The 16,845-nt window shown below is 70.3% G+C and carries 14 protein-coding genes; 9 read left to right on the forward strand and 5 right to left on the reverse strand.

Annotated elements, in window-relative coordinates:
* Window positions 1-59 precede the first annotated feature (59 nt).
* The 4 genes from FXO23_RS24980 (at window position 60) to FXO23_RS24995 (ending at window position 6,263) form a co-directional block, all read left to right on the forward strand.
* Window positions 60-944, forward strand: coding sequence for a TIGR01777 family oxidoreductase (locus FXO23_RS24980; protein ID WP_158887852.1), 885 nt, complete (start codon window positions 60-62; stop codon window positions 942-944).
* Complete coding sequence (locus FXO23_RS24985; protein WP_158887853.1) at window positions 941-1,594, forward strand: phosphatase PAP2 family protein; 654 nt, start codon at window positions 941-943, stop codon at window positions 1,592-1,594. The genes FXO23_RS24980 and FXO23_RS24985 overlap by 4 nt, the downstream gene beginning before the upstream one ends.
* The gene (lipB, locus tag FXO23_RS24990) at window positions 1,591-2,334 is read left to right on the forward strand and encodes a lipoyl(octanoyl) transferase LipB (RefSeq protein ID WP_158887854.1); all 744 of its coding nucleotides are present in this window, start codon (window positions 1,591-1,593) and stop codon (window positions 2,332-2,334) included. Before FXO23_RS24985 ends, lipB begins: the two co-directional genes overlap by 4 nt.
* Window positions 2,335-2,558: 224 nt before the next feature.
* On the forward strand, window positions 2,559-6,263 hold the full coding sequence (locus tag FXO23_RS24995; protein ID WP_246257763.1) for a glycoside hydrolase family 2 TIM barrel-domain containing protein: 3,705 nt from the start codon (window positions 2,559-2,561) through the stop codon (window positions 6,261-6,263).
* Window positions 6,264-6,331: 68 nt separating this feature from the next.
* Here the strand turns inward: FXO23_RS24995 and FXO23_RS25000 are convergent, their stop codons facing one another.
* On the reverse strand, window positions 6,332-7,264 hold the full coding sequence (locus tag FXO23_RS25000) for an LLM class F420-dependent oxidoreductase (protein ID WP_158887856.1): 933 nt from the start codon (window positions 7,262-7,264) through the stop codon (window positions 6,332-6,334).
* Between the two features lie 25 nt (window positions 7,265-7,289).
* Window positions 7,290-7,886, reverse strand: coding sequence for a TetR/AcrR family transcriptional regulator (locus FXO23_RS25005; RefSeq protein WP_158887888.1), 597 nt, complete (start codon window positions 7,884-7,886; stop codon window positions 7,290-7,292).
* A 132-nt stretch (window positions 7,887-8,018) separates the two neighbouring features.
* Here FXO23_RS25005 and FXO23_RS25010 point away from each other — a divergent pair, with 132 nt between their 5' ends.
* The 5 genes from FXO23_RS25010 to FXO23_RS25030 all read left to right on the forward strand — a co-directional run bounded on the left by FXO23_RS25010 (window position 8,019) and on the right by FXO23_RS25030 (window position 13,085).
* Complete coding sequence (locus FXO23_RS25010; protein WP_158887857.1) at window positions 8,019-8,552, forward strand: hypothetical protein; 534 nt, start codon at window positions 8,019-8,021, stop codon at window positions 8,550-8,552.
* 44 nt (window positions 8,553-8,596) lie between these two features.
* Window positions 8,597-9,556: an oxidoreductase gene (locus tag FXO23_RS25015; RefSeq protein ID WP_158887858.1), complete on the forward strand. Its 960-nt coding sequence runs from the start codon at window positions 8,597-8,599 to the stop codon at window positions 9,554-9,556.
* 37 nt (window positions 9,557-9,593) lie between these two features.
* The gene (lipA, locus tag FXO23_RS25020) at window positions 9,594-10,598 is read left to right on the forward strand and encodes a lipoyl synthase (RefSeq protein ID WP_158887859.1); all 1,005 of its coding nucleotides are present in this window, start codon (window positions 9,594-9,596) and stop codon (window positions 10,596-10,598) included.
* A gap of 112 nt (window positions 10,599-10,710) precedes the next feature.
* Window positions 10,711-11,373 (forward strand): DedA family protein, encoded by a 663-nt coding sequence (locus tag FXO23_RS25025; RefSeq protein WP_158887860.1) that lies wholly within the window; start codon window positions 10,711-10,713, stop codon window positions 11,371-11,373.
* A gap of 146 nt (window positions 11,374-11,519) precedes the next feature.
* Window positions 11,520-13,085 carry an alpha/beta hydrolase gene (locus tag FXO23_RS25030; RefSeq protein WP_158887861.1) on the forward strand — a complete coding sequence of 522 codons (1,566 nt, stop codon included), beginning with the start codon at window positions 11,520-11,522 and terminating at the stop codon, window positions 13,083-13,085.
* A 90-nt stretch (window positions 13,086-13,175) separates the two neighbouring features.
* Here the strand turns inward: FXO23_RS25030 and FXO23_RS25035 are convergent, their stop codons facing one another.
* From FXO23_RS25035 to FXO23_RS25045, 3 genes are all read right to left on the reverse strand, one after another.
* Complete coding sequence (locus FXO23_RS25035) at window positions 13,176-15,110, reverse strand: acyl-CoA dehydrogenase family protein (RefSeq protein ID WP_158887862.1); 1,935 nt, start codon at window positions 15,108-15,110, stop codon at window positions 13,176-13,178.
* Window positions 15,111-15,228: 118 nt separating this feature from the next.
* The gene (locus tag FXO23_RS25040) at window positions 15,229-16,050 is read right to left on the reverse strand and encodes a hypothetical protein (protein WP_158887863.1); all 822 of its coding nucleotides are present in this window, start codon (window positions 16,048-16,050) and stop codon (window positions 15,229-15,231) included.
* A 10-nt stretch (window positions 16,051-16,060) separates the two neighbouring features.
* Window positions 16,061-16,678: a papain-like cysteine protease family protein gene (locus FXO23_RS25045; RefSeq protein ID WP_158887864.1), complete on the reverse strand. Its 618-nt coding sequence runs from the start codon at window positions 16,676-16,678 to the stop codon at window positions 16,061-16,063.
* Window positions 16,679-16,845: the final 167 nt, after the last annotated feature.

A 16,845-nucleotide genomic window follows, 5' to 3' on the forward strand; every position in this document is an offset into this window, starting at 1 on the left:
CGGAATCCGGCGGGTGGGTCGGGCGTGCGGGCGGAACCCGGGTAGGCGACGATCGACGCATGCGGGTTCTCATGGCGGGCGCGAGCGGGCTGATCGGCGGCGCCCTGACGGCACGGCTGCGCGACGCGGGGCACGAGGTGCGCAGGCTCGTCCGCCGCGAAACCCGGAAACCCGACGAACACCGCTGGGACCCGCCGGCGGGCCGCATCGGCGAGGGCGCCTTCGACGGCGTGGACGCGGTGGTCAACCTGTGCGGGGCGCCGCTGTTCCCGGCCCGGTGGAGCGCCGCCCGCAAGCAGGTGCTGACCGACAGCCGCGTCGAACCCACCGAGGTGCTCGCCGAGGAGGTCGCCGAACGCGGGATTCCCGTTCTGCTCAACGCCTCGGCCGTGGGCTACTACGGCGACACCGGCGACCGCCGCGTCGACGAATCGGCGCCCCGGGGCGCCGGTTTCCTGGCCGGGCTGTGCGAGGCGTGGGAACGCGCGACCGCACCCGCGCGCGACGCCGGGGCCCGGGTCGTCTGCCTGCGCACCGGGCTCGTGCTCTCCGGCGCGGGCGGGCTGCTCGGCACCCTCAAACCGCTGTTCCAGCTCGCCCTCGGCGGCCGGCTCGGCGACGGCCGCCAGTTCATGCCGTGGATCAGCATCACCGACGAGGTGTCCGCGATCCGGTTCGCGCTGGAGCGGGACGCCGTCTCCGGCCCGGTGAACCTGGCCGGACCGCAGCCGGTGCCGAACGCCGAGTTCACCGCGGCCCTCGGCCGGGCCCTGCACCGCCCGGCGCCGTGGTGGGTGCCCGGGATCGCGCTGAAGACCGTGCTCGGGCAGGCGGCCGAGGAGATGGCGCTGTTCGGTCAGCGCGCGGTGCCCAACGCGCTGGAGGCGGCGGGATTCGAGTTCGAGCACCGGGACCTCGACTCCGCGCTCGCGGCGGTGCTGTGAACGCTGCGAGCCTGCGCTGGGCCGCAGCCGGGGTCGCCCTGACCGCCGCGTTCGTCGTGCTCGGCCTCCTGGTCCGGAGCCATCCGCTCGGCGTGGACCTGACGATCGCCGAGTCGCTGCGGGGCCAGTGGCGGCACCCGCCCGGCGACATCGCGGCGGTGGTGAGCGACGTGCTCGGCCCCGTGCTGCCGATCGTCTTCGGCGTGGCGCTGCTGGTCGCCGCGGGCCTGTCGTTCTACCGGGGTGACCGGACCGGCGCCGGGGTGTTCCTGCGGGTGGCACTGGTGCTGGCGCTGTGCCGGGCGACCAGCATCGCGTTCAAACCGGTCTTCCTGCGCGACCGGCCCCGCGAATACCCGGACCTCGCCTACCCGAGCGGGCATGTGGTGTCCGTCGCGAGCACCGGTTTCGCCGCGGTCCTGCTGTGCGCCTACCTGGCGGCCCGGCTGGTTCGCCGCGCGATCGCGATCGCCGCGGTGGCCGTCGTGCTGTGCGCGGCCAGCCGGCTGGTGCTCGGCGTCCACTGGCTCACCGACACGGTCGGCGCGGTGCTCGCGGTCGCCGGTGTGGGCCTGCTCACGGCGGTGCTGACCCGCCTGCTGCCCACCGGTGTCGGCGACCGGCGCGGCGGCGTAGCCTCGCATTCGTGAGTGCATCCGCCCGTTCCTGCCGTGCCGCCACCGATCCGGTCGACGTCCGGGAAATCGGCACGATCGACTACCTCGAAGCCTGGGAACTGCAGCGGCAGCACGTGACCGCACGCGCCGACGGCGCGGGCCCGGACACCATGCTGCTGCTGGAGCACCCCTCGGTGTACACTGCGGGCAAGCGCACCGAACCGGGCGACCGGCCGGTCGACGGCACGCCGGTGATCGACGTCGACCGCGGCGGGAAGATCACCTGGCACGGGCCGGGCCAGCTGGTCGGGTACCCGATCGTCAAACTGGCCGATCCGATCGACGTGGTGCACTACGTCCGCCGCCTCGAGGAGGCGCTGATCTCGGTGTGCGACCGGTTCGGCGTGCACACCGGACGCGTCGAGGGGCGCAGCGGCGTGTGGATCCCGGCCGACGACCGCGGACCGGAACGCAAGATCGCGGCGATCGGCATCCGGGTGCAGCGCGGGGTGACCATGCACGGGTTCGAACTCAACTGCAACGCCGATCTCGCGGCGTTCGACAAGATCGTGCCGTGCGGGATCCGGGACGCGGGCGTCACCTCGCTGTCCTTCGAACTGGGCCGGGAGGTCACCGTCGAGGAGGCGTTGCCGCCGGCGCGGGACGCGGTCCTCGCCGCGCTCGAAGGCGACCTGCCGGTGAGCGACGGCCGCTGGCTGCCCCGTCCGCAGGCCCCGGCCGCCCCCGGTGTCACCTTCGCCCTGCAGAACTGACCCCGGACGCCCGAAAGTGCGGCCACTTTCGGCGCCCAGCGCTCGTCAGGACGAGGAGCTCGCACCGTGGGGGTCCGGGGGCTCGGCCCCCCGTGACGATACAGCCAATGGCGTATTGACCAATTCACGTCCTCTGCTGTCTGATGTTGTTCGACTTTGTGCGAACGTGGAGGTTCGTGATGCGTTGGTTGCAGGTTCTCGCACCCGTAGTGTTGATTGCCGCGATGCTCGGCGTACCGGTCGCCGCCGCGGATCCCGCGGCTCCCGACGCATACGCGTACCTGGACAACCCGCGGATGACCGGCGAGGGCCAGCAGCCGCCGCACGCCGAGTTGCGTCCCTACGCCGACGAAACCGCGGCGGCCCAGCGCGGCGAGCGCACTCCGTACACGCTCGGCCTGGACGGCGACTGGAAGATCGCCATGGCGGACCGCCCGCAGGACGTCCCCGCGGGCTTCTACGGCGAGGACTACGACGTCAGCGGGTGGCGCAGCACGTCCGTACCGCACACCTGGCAGACCGCGGGCCTGGACCACCCGATGTTCCGCAACATCCCGAGCGAGGTCTGGCCGGACAACCCGCCGAAGGCCCCGCGCGACGTCAACCCGACCGGCGCGTACGTCCGCACCTTCGACCTGCCCGCCGACTGGCAGCAGCGCGCCACCTTCCTGCGCTTCGAAGGCGTCACCTCGGGCTACTTCGTCTGGGTCAACGGGAAGTACGCCGGCTACGACCAGGGCGGCTACACCCCCGCCGAATTCGACATCTCCCCCGCGCTGCACCCCGGCAAGAACCGCATCGCCGTCCAGGTGCACCGCTGGGGATCCGGTTCCTACCTCGAGGACTACGACCAGTGGCGCTACGCGGGGATCTTCCGCTCGGTGTGGCTGTACTCGACCCCGAACACCTACCTGCGCGACGTCACGGTCACCACCGATCTGGACGCCACCTACACCGACGCCGCGCTCAACGCCCGCGTTTCCTTGGCACGCAAGGAAAACGGCCCGGCCGGGAAGCACACGGTGACGGCCAGCCTGCGCGACGCCGCCGGACGCGAGGTGGCGAAGACCAGCGGCGCGACCGAACTCGGCGGCAGCGGCGGCGAACTGGCCCTGACCGCGCCGGTGCGCAACCCCGCGAAATGGACCGACGAGACCCCGAACCTCTACACGCTCGTGCTGTCCCTGTCCGGACCCGACGGCCGGGTCACGCACGTCACCAGCGAGGCGGTCGGCTTCCGCGAGATCTCCATCGCGAACAAGCAACTCCTGGTCAACGGCAAGCGCGTGCTCTTCAAGGGCGTCAACCGCGCCGAAACCGATCCCGACCACGGCCGGCATGTGCCGCGGCAGCGCCAGGACCAGGACGTGGCGCTGATGAAACGGCTCAACGTCAACGCCGTGCGCACCTCGCACTACCCGTCCGATCCGTACTTCTACGACCTCGCCGACACCCACGGCCTGTGGATCGACGACGAGGTCGACATCGAGACGCACAACCACGAGACCTGCCCGGCGGACTGCCTCGCCGACCGGCCGGAATGGCGGGACGCCTTCCTCGAGCGGTTCGTCGCGATGGTCGAACGGGACAAGAACCACCCGAGCGTTTTCCTGTGGGACACCGGGAACGAGGCCGGGCTGGGCGCCGCGCACCACGCGATGGCCGACTGGGTGAAGAAACGCGACACGACCCGCCCGGTATACCACCAGTCCAACTCCCCCGACGGGGACGCGCCCTACGCCGACGTCTGGGGCCCGCGCTACCCGTCCCCGGAGAAACTCGCGCAACAGGCGAAGAGCACCGCGAAACCGGTGATCCTCGGCGAGTACGCGCACGCGATGGGCAACAGCCTCGGCAACTTCCGCGAGTTCTGGGACACCATCCGCGCCAATCCGGTGCTGCAGGGCGGGTTCATCTGGGACTGGGCCGAGCAGAACATCCGCCAGCGCCTGCGCACCACGCCGGACGCCTCACCGAACGGCATCCAGGCGCATCTCACCGGCGCGCCCGCGGTCGTCGACGGGCACCGCGGCAAGGCGCTGTCCTTCTCCGGCCTGGACGACTTCGTCGAGGTGTACCGGGACCGCAAGCTCGATCTGACCGGTCGCGGGCTGACCCTGGACGCGTGGGTCAAACCGGCGAAGCCGTGGACCGGTGACTTCACCGTCATCGCCAAGGGCGACCACCAGTACGCGCTGAAGATGAAGACCGAGAACACCCTGGAGTTCTTCGTCCACAGTGGAACGTGGCGGACCGTGCGGGCGCAGGTGCCCGCGGACTTCTACGAGAAGTGGCACCGGGTCAGCGGCACCTACGACGGCTCGGCGCTGCGGCTGTACCTCGACGGCGAGGAGGTGGGCAGCACCCCGTTCAGCGGACCGATCGACGCCTCCTCGTACCCGGTCAACGTGGGCCGCAACCCGGAGACCATGCAGGACCAGTACACCGGGCGCATGGCGCACGGCGCCGTCGACGACGTGCGGATCTACGACCACGCGCTCACCCCGGACCGGCTCGCCGCCGATCCGAAGCAGGAATCGCTGCTGGCCCTGGACTTCGACCGGATCGACGACCGCGGCGACCACCTCTCCTACGGCGAGAGTCTGTCCGGTGTGGACGGTCTGATCGGCGCGGATCGGTACCTGCAACCGGAAACCGCGCAGCTGGCCTGGGCGCACCAGCCGCTGCGGTTCGGCTACGCGGGCGGCGGGCTCACCGTGTTCAACGAGCGCCAGTTCGCGGGCACCGACAACCTCCGGCTGCGCTGGCAGGTCGTGCAAGGCGCCCGCACCGTGTCCGAAGGCGGGCAACCGCTCGCCGTCGCCCCGGGCGCGACCGGCACCTTCCGGCCCCGCATCCCGGCCAATCCCGGCAACGCGGAACGCTGGCTGACCGTCGAGGCCGTCACCGTGGCCGGAACGCCGGACCTGCCCGCCGGGCACGTGCTGGCGCGCGACCAGTTCCCGCTCGGCGGCACCCGGGTCCCCGGCGGCGCGCTGCCCGATCCCGGCGGCGCCCGCCTCGGCCTGCGGCAGGACGCGGGCGCGATCACCTTGTCCGGCAAGGACTTCACCTACACCCTGGACAAGAAGTCCGGCACGCTGAGTTCGCTCCGCGTCCGCGGCGCCGAACTGCTCAAGGGCGGCCCGAAGCTGGCCGCGTGGCGCGCGCCGAACAGCAACGAAACCTACGACTGGGGTCGCGCCGAGGGCGAGGACTGGCGCAAGGCGGGCCTGGACCGGCTGGCCACCACGGTCCACGACGTGCGCGCCGAACCGGCCGGGCCGGGCGCGGTGACCGTCACGGTGACCAGCACGGTCGCCGCGCCGGACAAGCCGAACGCCGCGTTCGACCAGGTGATGACCTACCGGATCGACGCCGCGGGCACGATCCGCCTCGGCCACCAGGTGCGCCCGAAGGGGGACGTTCGCTCGCTGCCCTACCTGCCGCGCGTCGGGGTCTCCCTCGCGCTGCCGGACAGCTTCTCCCGGTTCGCCTGGTACGGCCGCGGCCCGCAGGAGAGCTACAACGACCGCAAGGACGCGACCCCGCTCGGCGTCTGGTCGAGCACGGTCGACGAGCAGTACGCCGACTACTACCGGCCGCAGGACTACGGCAACCACACCGACACCCGGTGGGCCCTGCTGACCGACGGCCGCTCCGGCGGGCTCCTGGTGTCCGGCGCCGCGGACGTCAGCGTCACGCCGTACGACGACCTGGACCGCGCGGCGTACCCGTTCCAGCGGCAGCGGAACGACGGCTGGGTGACCCTGCACGCCGATCACGCCGTCACCGGGGTCGGCGACACCCCGAACCCGGTGCGCCAGCGTTACCAGGTCCGGGCCGACGCGGACTACGACTACTCGCTGGTCCTGCGCCCCCTGGCCCCCGACGAGGTGCGCACCGCCCTCCCGCGCGGCGCCCGGTAGCCCGGTGTCATGAGGGGACCCCTCCAGACACTTTTTGTCTGGAGGGGTCCCCTCATGACACGGCGGGGTCAGAGCTGGCGGGCGACCTCGGTGGCGATCAGTTCGATGTGGTCGAGGTCGGAGAGGTCGAGCACCTGGAGGTAGAGGCGGCCGATCCCGGTCTCCGCCCGCCACCGGCCGATGGTGTCGACCACCTCGGCGGGGGAACCGGCGAGCCCGTTCTGCCGCAGTTCCGGCACCTCGCGGCCGATGGCCGCGGCCCGGCGAGCCACCTCGGCGTCATCCCGGCCGACGGCGACCACCAGCGCACTCGACTTGGTGATCTCCTCCGGGTCCCGGCCCGCTTCGCGCGCCGCGGCGTCCACCCGGTCGAACTGGGCCTTGGCGGTGGCGATGTCCACGAACGGCAGGTTGAACTCGTTCGCGAACCGGGCGGCCAGCGCGGGGGTGCGCTTCTTGCCGCCACCGCCGATGATCACCGGCGGCCGCGGGCGCTGTGCGGGTTTGGGCAACGCGGGAGCGTCCGCCAGCTGGTAGTGCTTGCCGTTGAACGAGTACGTCTCCCCTTCCGGGGTCTCCCACAGTCCGGTGATGACCTCCAGCTGCTCGGAGTAGAGGTCGAACCGTTCCTTGATCTCGGGCAGCGGGATGCCGTAGGCGGTGTGCTCGCCGTCGAACCAGCCGGAGCCGAGGCCGAACTCGACCCGCCCGCCGGACATCTGGTCCACCTGCGCCACCGAGATCGCGAGCACCGACGGGTGCCGGAAGGTCGCGGCGGTGACCAGGGTGCCGAGCCGGATCCGGGAGGTCTCCCGGGCCAGCCCGGCGAGCGTGATCCACGCGTCGGTCGGGCCCGGCAGCCCGGACCCGTCCCCCATCTTCAGGTAGTGGTCGGAGCGGAAGAAGGCGTCGTAGCCGAGATCCTCGGTCGCCTTCGCCACGCGGAGCAGGTCGTCGTAGCTCGCCCCCTGCTGGGGCTCGGTAAAGATCCTCAAGTCCACGCCGACAACCCTAGTCGCCGGAAGATCAGCTCGCCGCGCACCGGATGCGGTTGAGCAGCTGGATGATCACGGCCTCGACCTCGGCACCGACCTTCTTCGGATCGGCCGAACTCGCGATCGCGGCGGCCGCGCTGGACAGCGCGCCGTAGAGCATCCGGGAGGTGATCTCGACCGGGACGTCGTCCACCTCACCGGCTTCGATCAACGCCTCGAGGCTGGATCGGATCAAGCCGAAACTGAAATGGTCTTCGGCTTCTCGCCAGCGTTCCCAGCCCATCACCACCGGCGCCTCGTGAATCGCGATGCGCTGATAAGCGGGGTCGAGGCAGCTTTTGATAAATGTACGTAAACCGGTGAGCGCGCGCTCCCACGGCGTCCCCGGACCACCCATTATTTTCGTGAGCCGGTCGAATACCTGGGTTTCCACCGCGTCGAAAGCGGCCTCGAACAGGGCCTGCTTCCCGCTGAAGTGGTGATACAGCGCACCTTTGGTAACCCGGGCCCGCTTGGCGACCTCATCGAGTGAAGTACCCGCATAACCACGCTTCGTGAACAGTTCGACCGCACTGTCCACCAGCGCCGAACGCGTGGACTCGGAATAGTCGACTCGCCTGGACCTCATTGTCACCACCCTCACAAGCTTAGCCGACTTAGGCTCCCCCATACTCGTGGTATGTTGGCCGTGTCAGGTCCGTACCGGGAGTATGCCGCAAACCAGCGGTATGGCCCGGCTCACGGGAGGGGAAATCAGGCCATGAGCTGGAACGACTTCTACCGACGGCGAGACGTCATGGATGCCGTCCTGCGCCAAGCGGCACGGAACCCCGGGGGCGAACTGCCGTTCGCCGACGTCCCCGGCGCCGCCCAGGCCTTTGCATGCGAAGAGGACCTGCTGCTCGCGCTGCACTACCGCTGGACCCAGTTGCTCAGCGGTTACCTGCGCGCCGAAGTGGCGGGCCCGGAGGACGCCGAGGGCGTTCCCGGAGACAACGAGGACCACGTGGACGCGGTGACCCGCGCCTGCCACGCCGCCGCGGCGGACCACGACACGCTGCGCGCCGTGCTGGACGCGAACCTGGACCGGTACGCGTCGCTGCGCTCGATGCGCGAGGCCGAGCAGCGCATGCTCGCGATCACCGCGGGGCTCGCCGAACCGCACGAGCCGGTCGAGGAGATCACCAAGGTCGGCGCCGCGTTCGACGCGCTGCTGCGCAACGGCCCGGCGCGCCCGGCCCGGCGGCGCAGCCCGGTCGGCAGCCTGCTGCGGATGCTCGCGCCGAGCGCGTAACGCGACTGATAGCGCTCTCAGTCCGGGTGTAGTTAGCTGAGCGCATGGCTGCGCAGACGGGGAAATGGACCGAGGACGACATCGGTGACCAGACCGGCCGCACGGTCCTGATCACCGGCGCGAATTCCGGGCTGGGCCTGCGCACCGCGCAGGTGCTGGCCAGTAAGGGCGCGAAGATCCTGCTCGGCTGCCGGTCCGCGGAACGCGGCGAGCAGGCGTTGCGCTCGGTCGCCGCGGTCGCGAAGGACCACCAGCCCGAACTGGTCCGCCTGGACCTGGCCGATCTCGAATCGGTCCGCCAGGCGGCCGGTTCGGTGCGCGAACTGACCGGGAACGCGCTGGACGTGCTGGTCAACAACGCCGGTCTGATGGCCAGCCCGCGGGGCGTCACCAAGGACGGCTTCGAGCTGCAGTTCGGTACCAACCACCTCGGGCACGCCGCGCTGACCTGGCTGCTCATGCCCGCGCTGCGCGGCGGCGCGGACGCCCGCGTGGTGACGGTGTCGAGCGTGGCGGCGAGCGGCGCGCAGCTCGACCTCGCCGATCCGAACTTCGAGCGCCGCCGGTACAACCCGGCCGCGGCCTACGGGCAGTCGAAGCTGGCGAACCAGGTGTTCGCGCTCGAACTGGACCGGCGACTGCGCGCGGCGAACGTGCCGGTGCGCAGCGTCGCCGCGCATCCGGGGTACACCGCCACCGGGCTGGGCTCGGCGATGGCCCGGTCCTACTCGAATCCGGTGCTGAGCAAGGTGATCGCACTCGGCAACCGGGCGGGTGAGGTGCTGCTCGCCCAGAACGTCCGGATGGGCGCCCTGCCGCAGCTCTACGCGGCGACCTCGCCCCGCGCCAACGGCGGCGACTACATCGGACCGGGCGGTGTGGGCGGCCTGCGCGGGCACCCCGCGGTCGTCCGGCCGCTGGGCCGCGCGCTCGACCACGAAACCGGTTCCGGCCTGTGGGAACTCACCGCGAAGTTGACCGGGGTCACCCCCGACCCCGCGTGACCCTGCGTCCCGGTGATCCGGGCGTAGGGTTGGGGGCGTGAGTGTTGTCCCGGAGGGTCGGAAGTTGTTGCGGCTTGAGGTTCGCAACAGTCAGACGCCGATCGAGAAGAAGCCGTCGTGGATCAGGACGCGGGCGCGGATGGGTCCGGAGTTCACCGAGCTGAAGGGTTTGGTGCGCCGGGAGGGTCTGCACACGGTGTGCGAGGAGGCGGGCTGTCCCAACATCTACGAGTGCTGGGAAGACCGCGAAGCGACCTTCCTGATCGGCGGGGATCAGTGCACCCGCCGCTGTGACTTCTGCCAGATCGACACCGGCCGCCCCGCCGCCCTGGATCGCGAGGAGCCGCGGAAGGTGGCCGAGAGCGTGCGGGCGATGGGCCTGCGCTACTCCACGGTGACCGGGGTCGCCCGCGACGATCTCGACGACGGTGGTGCCTGGCTCTACGCCGAGACCGTGCGGCAGATCCACGCGTTGAACCCCGGCACGGGTGTCGAGTTGTTGATCCCGGATTTCAACGCCGACCCCGGCCAGTTGGCCGAGGTTTTCGGATCGCGGCCGGAGGTGCTGGCGCACAATGTGGAGACCGTGCCCAGGATCTTCAAGCGCATCCGCCCCGGGTTCCGCTACGCCCGCTCCCTGCAAGTGATTACCGCCGCGCGGGAGGCGGGGCTGGTGACGAAGTCGAACCTGATCCTGGGGATGGGCGAGACCCCGGACGAGGTGGCTCCGGCGATGCGGGATCTGGTGGACGCGGGCTGTGAGATCTTGACGATCACCCAGTACCTGCGGCCCTCACCGCGGCACCACCCGGTGGACCGGTGGGTCAAACCCGAGGAGTTCGTCGAGCATTCGAAGGCCGCCGAAGCGATGGGCTTCGCCGGGGTCATGGCCGGACCACTCGTGCGCTCGTCCTACCGCGCCGGTCGGCTGTACGCGCAGACCAAGCGGCACCGGGGCGAGGAGTTGCCGGAAAACCTGGCGCACCTGGCCGAAGCCGGGCCCGCCGCCCAGGAAGCCAGCGCACTCCTGGCCCGGAAGTGACCCTGAACACCAAAGTCCGGGTAACTCCCTGACGAAAGTCGACGGCGCGATCGCTACTGTCCGGATAGGTTGAAAAAGGACATACCGCCGATCGGCTGACAGGGGGCTCCTCGTGGCTTTGGTGACCGACATCCTGGACTGGCTGCAAAGCCTTCCCCCGGCGGGGGTGACCGCCGGTGCCGGACTGCTCGTCCTCGGCGAATGCACGCTGGGTCTGGGTTTCATCGCGCCCGGGGAAACCGGTCTGTTCATCCTCGGCACCACGGCCAACAGCGTCCCGAAGTTCCTGCTCATGTGGCTGGTCACCACGATCTGCGCGGTCGCGGGCGATTCGATCGGCTACCTCATCGGCAAGAAGTTCGGACCGAAGCTCCGGCAGACGAAACTGGTGCGCAAGCACGGTGCCGACGGCTGGGACAAGGCCACCGACGTGCTGCGCAGGCGGGGTGCGTGGGCGGTGCTCATCGCGATCTTCGTCCCGGTGCTGCGCACGCTGGTCCCTGCCGCGGCAGGGACTTCTTCGTTGCCCTACCGGAAGTTCCTGCCCGCGGTGACCGTCGGCGCGGCCGGGTGGTGCGCCCTGCACATCGGCATCGGCGCGGCGGCCGGCGAGGCCGCCAAGAAGGTCGAGGACCTGGTGGGCAAGGGCAGCTGGATCCTGTTCGGCGTGATCATCGTCGCCGCGCTGGTGTTCTTCCTGGTCAAGCGCAAGCGCGCCAAAGCGGCCGAACAGGCCAAAGCGGAAACCCGCGAAGAGTCCAGTCTCCTGAGCTGAACCCCTCAGGGACATATCGTCCCCCAGGCCGATGCGCGGCCCGCTCCGGCCCCCTAGCCTCGGCGAGGTTCGCGGCGATCGCCGACGATCTGCCTGGGGAGGCGCATATGCGATTGAGAATCACCCGTGCACGCCTGAGGTCGGGGATGTCCCTGACCCTGTGCGCGCTGACCGCGGCCGCGGCGGCGAGCGTGCCCACGCTCGCCACCGCGGAGCCGGCCGCGGCGGCGCCGCAGTGGCAGGGGTGTCCGGACAATCTGCCCGCTCCACTGGAATGCACGAAGCTCGCCGTTCCGCTGGACTACCGCGACCCGGACGGCGCGAAGCTCGAAGTCGCGGTGTCCCGGCTGAAGGCGACCAATCCGAAGACCCGGCGCGGCGTCCTGCTGCTCAACCCGGGTGGCCCCGGCGGACCGGGGCTCAACCTGCCGCTGCGGTTCGGCGAACTCATGCCGCGCAGCGTGACCGACAGCTACGACCTCATCGGGTTCGATCCGCGCGGCACCGGGCACAGCTCGCCGGTCACCTGCGAACTCACCCCGCAGCAACAGGATCCGGGCAAGGTCATCCCCTACCCGGCGCCGAACGGGGACATCACCGAGAACGTCGCGTTCGCGCGCCAGATCGCCGCGCAGTGCGCGCAGCACTCGGGATCGGTGCTGCCGCACATCACGACCGCCAACACCGCCCGGGACATGGACCGGATCCGGGCCGCGCTCGGCGAGCAGAAGATCTCGTACTTCGGGGTCTCCTACGGTTCCTACCTCGGCGGGGTGTTCACCACGCTGTTCCCGGAACGCTCCGACCGGATCATCCTGGACAGCGTCGTCGATCCGCGGAACGTGTGGCGCAGCGTGTGGCGGCACTGGGGCGCGTCCACCGAGGAACGTTTCGAGGACTTCGCCAAATGGGCGGCCCAGCGCGATCCGTCCTTCGAACTGGGCTCCACCCCGCAGGCGGTGCGGGCGACCTACCTGTCACTCGCGTCCACTTTGGACACCAAAACGCTCGACGGGCTGACCGGCAACGTCTTCCGCGGCCAGGTCCGGGGCGCGTTGTACGGGGACAAGAACTTCACCCCGCTGGCACAGCTGATGCAGTCGATCAAACGCGGTGACGGCGCCGCGGCCGCCGAGTACGGACGCGCGGCGTCCGCCGAAGTCGACCCGGGCCAGGCGTCGGTCGCGACCCTGTGGGGCATCGTGTGCGACGACGCGTCCTGGACGGGTTCGATCGCCCAGCACCAGAAACAGGTTCTGGCGGACAAGAAGAACTACCCGATCACGAACGGGATGCCGTCGAACATCTGGCCGTGCGCGTTCTGGAAGAACAAGCCGGTCGAGCCCCCGGTGAAGATCACCGACCGCGGCCCGGCCAACGTCCTGCTCACCCAGAACCTGCGCGACCCGGCGACCCCGCTGCTCGGCGCGGTCGCCATGCGCGGGGCGCTCGGTGACCGGGCCCGCCTGGTGAGCGCCGACCAGGGTGGCCACGGCACCTACCTGTTCACCGAGAACGCCTGCGTCACCAACGCGGCGACGACGTTCCTGGTGCACGGCACCCTGCCGAAGAACGACGTCTACTGCGGGAACCAGACAGCAGCCGCCCCGGAGTCCACAGTGGACACCGCACCGGCGAAACCGCTGACCCCGGAGCGGCGGGCCGAACTGGTGCGGGAGCTGCAGGCGAAGCAACTCCCGCTCGGCGGGTAGCCCGAGGAGCACTTTGTCGGCTAAGTGCGATACCACCGCGATCCAGGTGGGCCAATACGTCGCACTTGGCCGACAAAGTGCACAACCTGATCAGCTGGTGCCCGTGGTGTAGCGGCGGGCCACGTTCTCGACCTGCGAAGCGCCCGGTTCCCAGTGGGCGATCCACGGGCCGGTTCCCTCGCTGGGGTCCAGCACGCCCGCCTCGAGCCAGGTGTACCGGCCGGAGAGGGTGTTCGCCGCCAGCCGGAAATCGGCGTCGTCGGTGTTCGTCCACAGCGCGTCGAAGAGCTTCTCGACGCGCAGGCGGGACTGCTCGCAGAAGGTGTCCGCCAGCTCGTAGGCCGCCTCGCCCTGGCCGGGGTCGTCGGCGCGCAGCATCTCCGCCCGCACACAACTCGCCGACATCGCGAACAGTTCGGCCCCGATGTCCACCACCCGGGCCAGGAAACCCTGCCGCTTCTCCAGCCCCGCCTGCCAGCGCGCCATCCCGTAGAACGTCGACCGGGCCAGCTTGCGCGCGGTCCGTTCGACATACCGGAGATGCCCGGCGAGCGAGCCGAATTCGCGGAAGGAAGTCGGCACCTGGCCACGCCCGGTGACCAGCTGCGGCAGCCACTTCGCGTAGAACGTGCTCGCCTTCGCGGCCGCCTTCGCCTTGGTCTTGACGTCGGCCTCGGCGTCGGCCAGCGCACCCGCGGCGGACAGGTGGGCGTCCACCGCCTCGCGGGCGATGAGCAGGTGCATGATCTCCGTCGAGCCCTCGAAGATCCGGTTGATGCGCAGGTCGCGGACGATCTGCTCGACCGGCACCGCGCGTTCGCCGCGCGCGGCCAGGGATTCCGCCGTCTCGTAACCCCGGCCGCCGCGGATCTGCATCAGCTCGTCGGCGACCAGGCAGGACATCTCACTCGCCCAGAGCTTGGCCAGCGCCGCCTCGATGCGAATGTCGTTGCGGCCTTCGTCGCTCATGTGACCGGACAGGTCGAGCACGCTCTCCAGCGCGAACGTGGTCGCGGCGATGAACGCGATCTTGTTCGCCACCGCCCCGTGCTCGCCCACCGGTTTGCCCCACTGGACGCGTTCGGCGGACCATTCGCGGGCGATCTTCAGGCACCACTTCCCCGCCCCCGCGCACAGCGCCGGGATCGACAGGCGCCCGGTGTTCAGCGTGGCCAGCGCGATCTTCAGCCCCTCGCCTTCCCGGCCGACCATGTCGTCCTTGGACACCCGGACGTTGTGGAACCGGGTCACCCCGTTCTCGATGCCGCGCAGGCCCATGAACGCGTTGCGGCGCTCGACGGTGATCCCCGGCGAATCCGCCTCGACGATGAACGCGGTGACCCCGCCGCGGTGCCCCTCGCTCCGCGGCACCCGGGCCATCACGACGACCAGCTCGGCGACCACCCCGTTGGTGGTCCACAGTTTCACGCCGTTCAGCTCGTACCCCTCGCCGTCCTCGGTCGGGGTCGCCGAGGTCGCCAGCCGCGCCGGGTCCGAACCCACGTCCGGTTCGGTGAGCAGGAACGCGGTGACCGCCCCGCGCGCGCAGCGCGGCAGGAACTTCGCCTTCTGCTCGGGCGTTCCGGCGAGCTTCAGCGGTTCGGGCACCCCGATCGACTGGTGCGCCGACAGCAGCACGCCGAGCGTCGGATTCACCGACCCGACGAGCATGAGCGCGCGGTTGTAGGCGACCTGGGTCAGGCCGAGCCCGCCGTACTCCTCCGGGATCTTGACGCCGAAGCAGCCCAGTTCGGCCAGGCCCTTGACGTACTCGTCCGGGATCCGGGACTCGCGTTCGATCACGCTCCCGTCCAGGGTTTCGCAGTAGGCCCGCAGTTCGGTCAGGAACTTCTCGGCCTTGGCGTCGGCCTCGGCCGTCGGGCGGGGATGCGGGTGGACCAGATCGAGCCGGAAGCGGCCGAGGTAGAGCTCCTTGGCGAACGAGGGCTTGTGCCAACCGCTCTCGCGCGCCTCCTCCGCGACTGCCCGGGCTTCCTTTTCGGTCACCTTCGGTTGCTCGGCCACCGTGACCTCCCTCGTCGAGCCGTCAAGGACTATGTGACGAGTGTTACCCACGAGTAGCGAAAAGAAAACCGGTAGCCGGGCGAAATCGGGGTTTCGCCCGGCTACCGGTCCTCGCGGTTCAGCGTCGGGTGCCGATCACCACCCGTCGCCGAACGATCCAGCCGGCCGCGGCCAGCACCACCGCGAGCCCGGCGACCCCCGCGAGCAGCGGAGAAACGGACTGCCCGCTCGCCGAATCGGCTGGAGCCAGGTCACGCGGCTGGTAACCGCCCAACCGGCCCTGGTTGACGTAATCCGAACCGGGCAGCTTGTCGCCGTACTGCTGGTGCACGATCGACTGGTAGCCGGCCAGCGTGGTGCCCTGGCCGACCCGCGCCCGGGCCGGGTCGTTGAGCGGCACGACCTGGTCACCGCGCACCCGGTACCAGGCGTTGATCTGCGGTTCGGTGAACACCAGATCGCCACCCGCCTGCGCCGGGTAGGTGACCTCTTCGGTGCCGGTGGTCAGGTTGGTCGCCTGCCAGCCGTTCGGCTCCGGCGTCAGCCAGATCGTGGCTTCCTGCCCGGCCGCCGAGCGCGCCCGCATCGACAGGTACGCGAACTCCGCGACCGGCACGTCCGCCTTCCCGGCGACGAACGCCGGGTTGAGCGAGAACACCTGCAGCGGTTCACCGTCCACCTTCGGCGCCTTCGCCACCGAGGCCGCGTCGATCTGCGCCTGGCTCAGTTTCCCCGCGCTGCCCCGCTGGTCCAGCTGGACGAAGAAATGCGCGAGCTTCGTGGTGGTGTCGGGTCCCGCGGCCGCCTGCTTGGCGGCGTCGACCTCGGCCCCGGAAACCCCGGCGGGGGCGCCGGAGGCGGGCAGCACGCCCAGGGTGAGCACGGCAGCGAGGCCGATGCCGCCGATGGTCAGCGCGCGGAACGCTTTCGAGAACTTCATCATCGCTCCTTCACGCCCCAATCCGGTACAGCGCCTCGGCCCAGCGGAACTGGCCGTTGCTCCGGTAGCTCGAATGCGTCATCGAGCTGTACCGCGCGCTCGACGGCCACGGGTCGCCGTAATAGACCATGTTCGTGGTGGCGTCGTAGCCGTGGATGACCTGGGCGTGCCCGCCACCCGCGGTCCAGTAGATACCGGTCTCGATGGGACGGTTCCCATCGATCTCGGCCTGGACCGCGCTGAAGCTCAACGCGCCGCCGACCGTCCCGGGGCTCAGGCCGATCGCCTGGTATCCCCGCTGGACCCAGCTGAGGTAGCCGGCCTGGTTGGGGCACTGGCCGTTCTGCGGGTAACCGCGGGAGAGGTTGCAGAAGGCGTTCTGGTTGAGGTTGGTGCCCTTGCCGAGGTAGTGCGCGATGGTCAGCCCGCTCGCCGCCCAGCACCACTGGTTCTGCACCTGGACCTGCTGGCTGATCGACAGCTTCTTGGCTGCGAGCGGCGAACTGTCGGCGGTGGCCGAAGAGTCCGCGGCCGCCGCGGGAGCCACCAGCAGGCTCGCCGCGGCGAGGCCTCCGAAAACGGCTCCGGCCCATCGGGTTCGCCGTCTGGACACAACTTTCGGACGCATGAATGCTCCTTTCCGGCCGGTCGCAGGGGTGACCGGCTGACGCCCCGGTCGCAGAGCAGGGTGCGGCGCCTAGGATCGGAGGGCGCCGGGGGCGATCGGGGCGTAGTTCAGCTTCGATCCGTCACCGGAAAGTGGGTAATCCCAACGGGCATAATCCACACGTTATG

The sequence above is a fragment of the Amycolatopsis anabasis genome, assembly GCF_009765355.1.
Taxonomy (GTDB): domain Bacteria; phylum Actinomycetota; class Actinomycetes; order Mycobacteriales; family Pseudonocardiaceae; genus Amycolatopsis; species Amycolatopsis anabasis.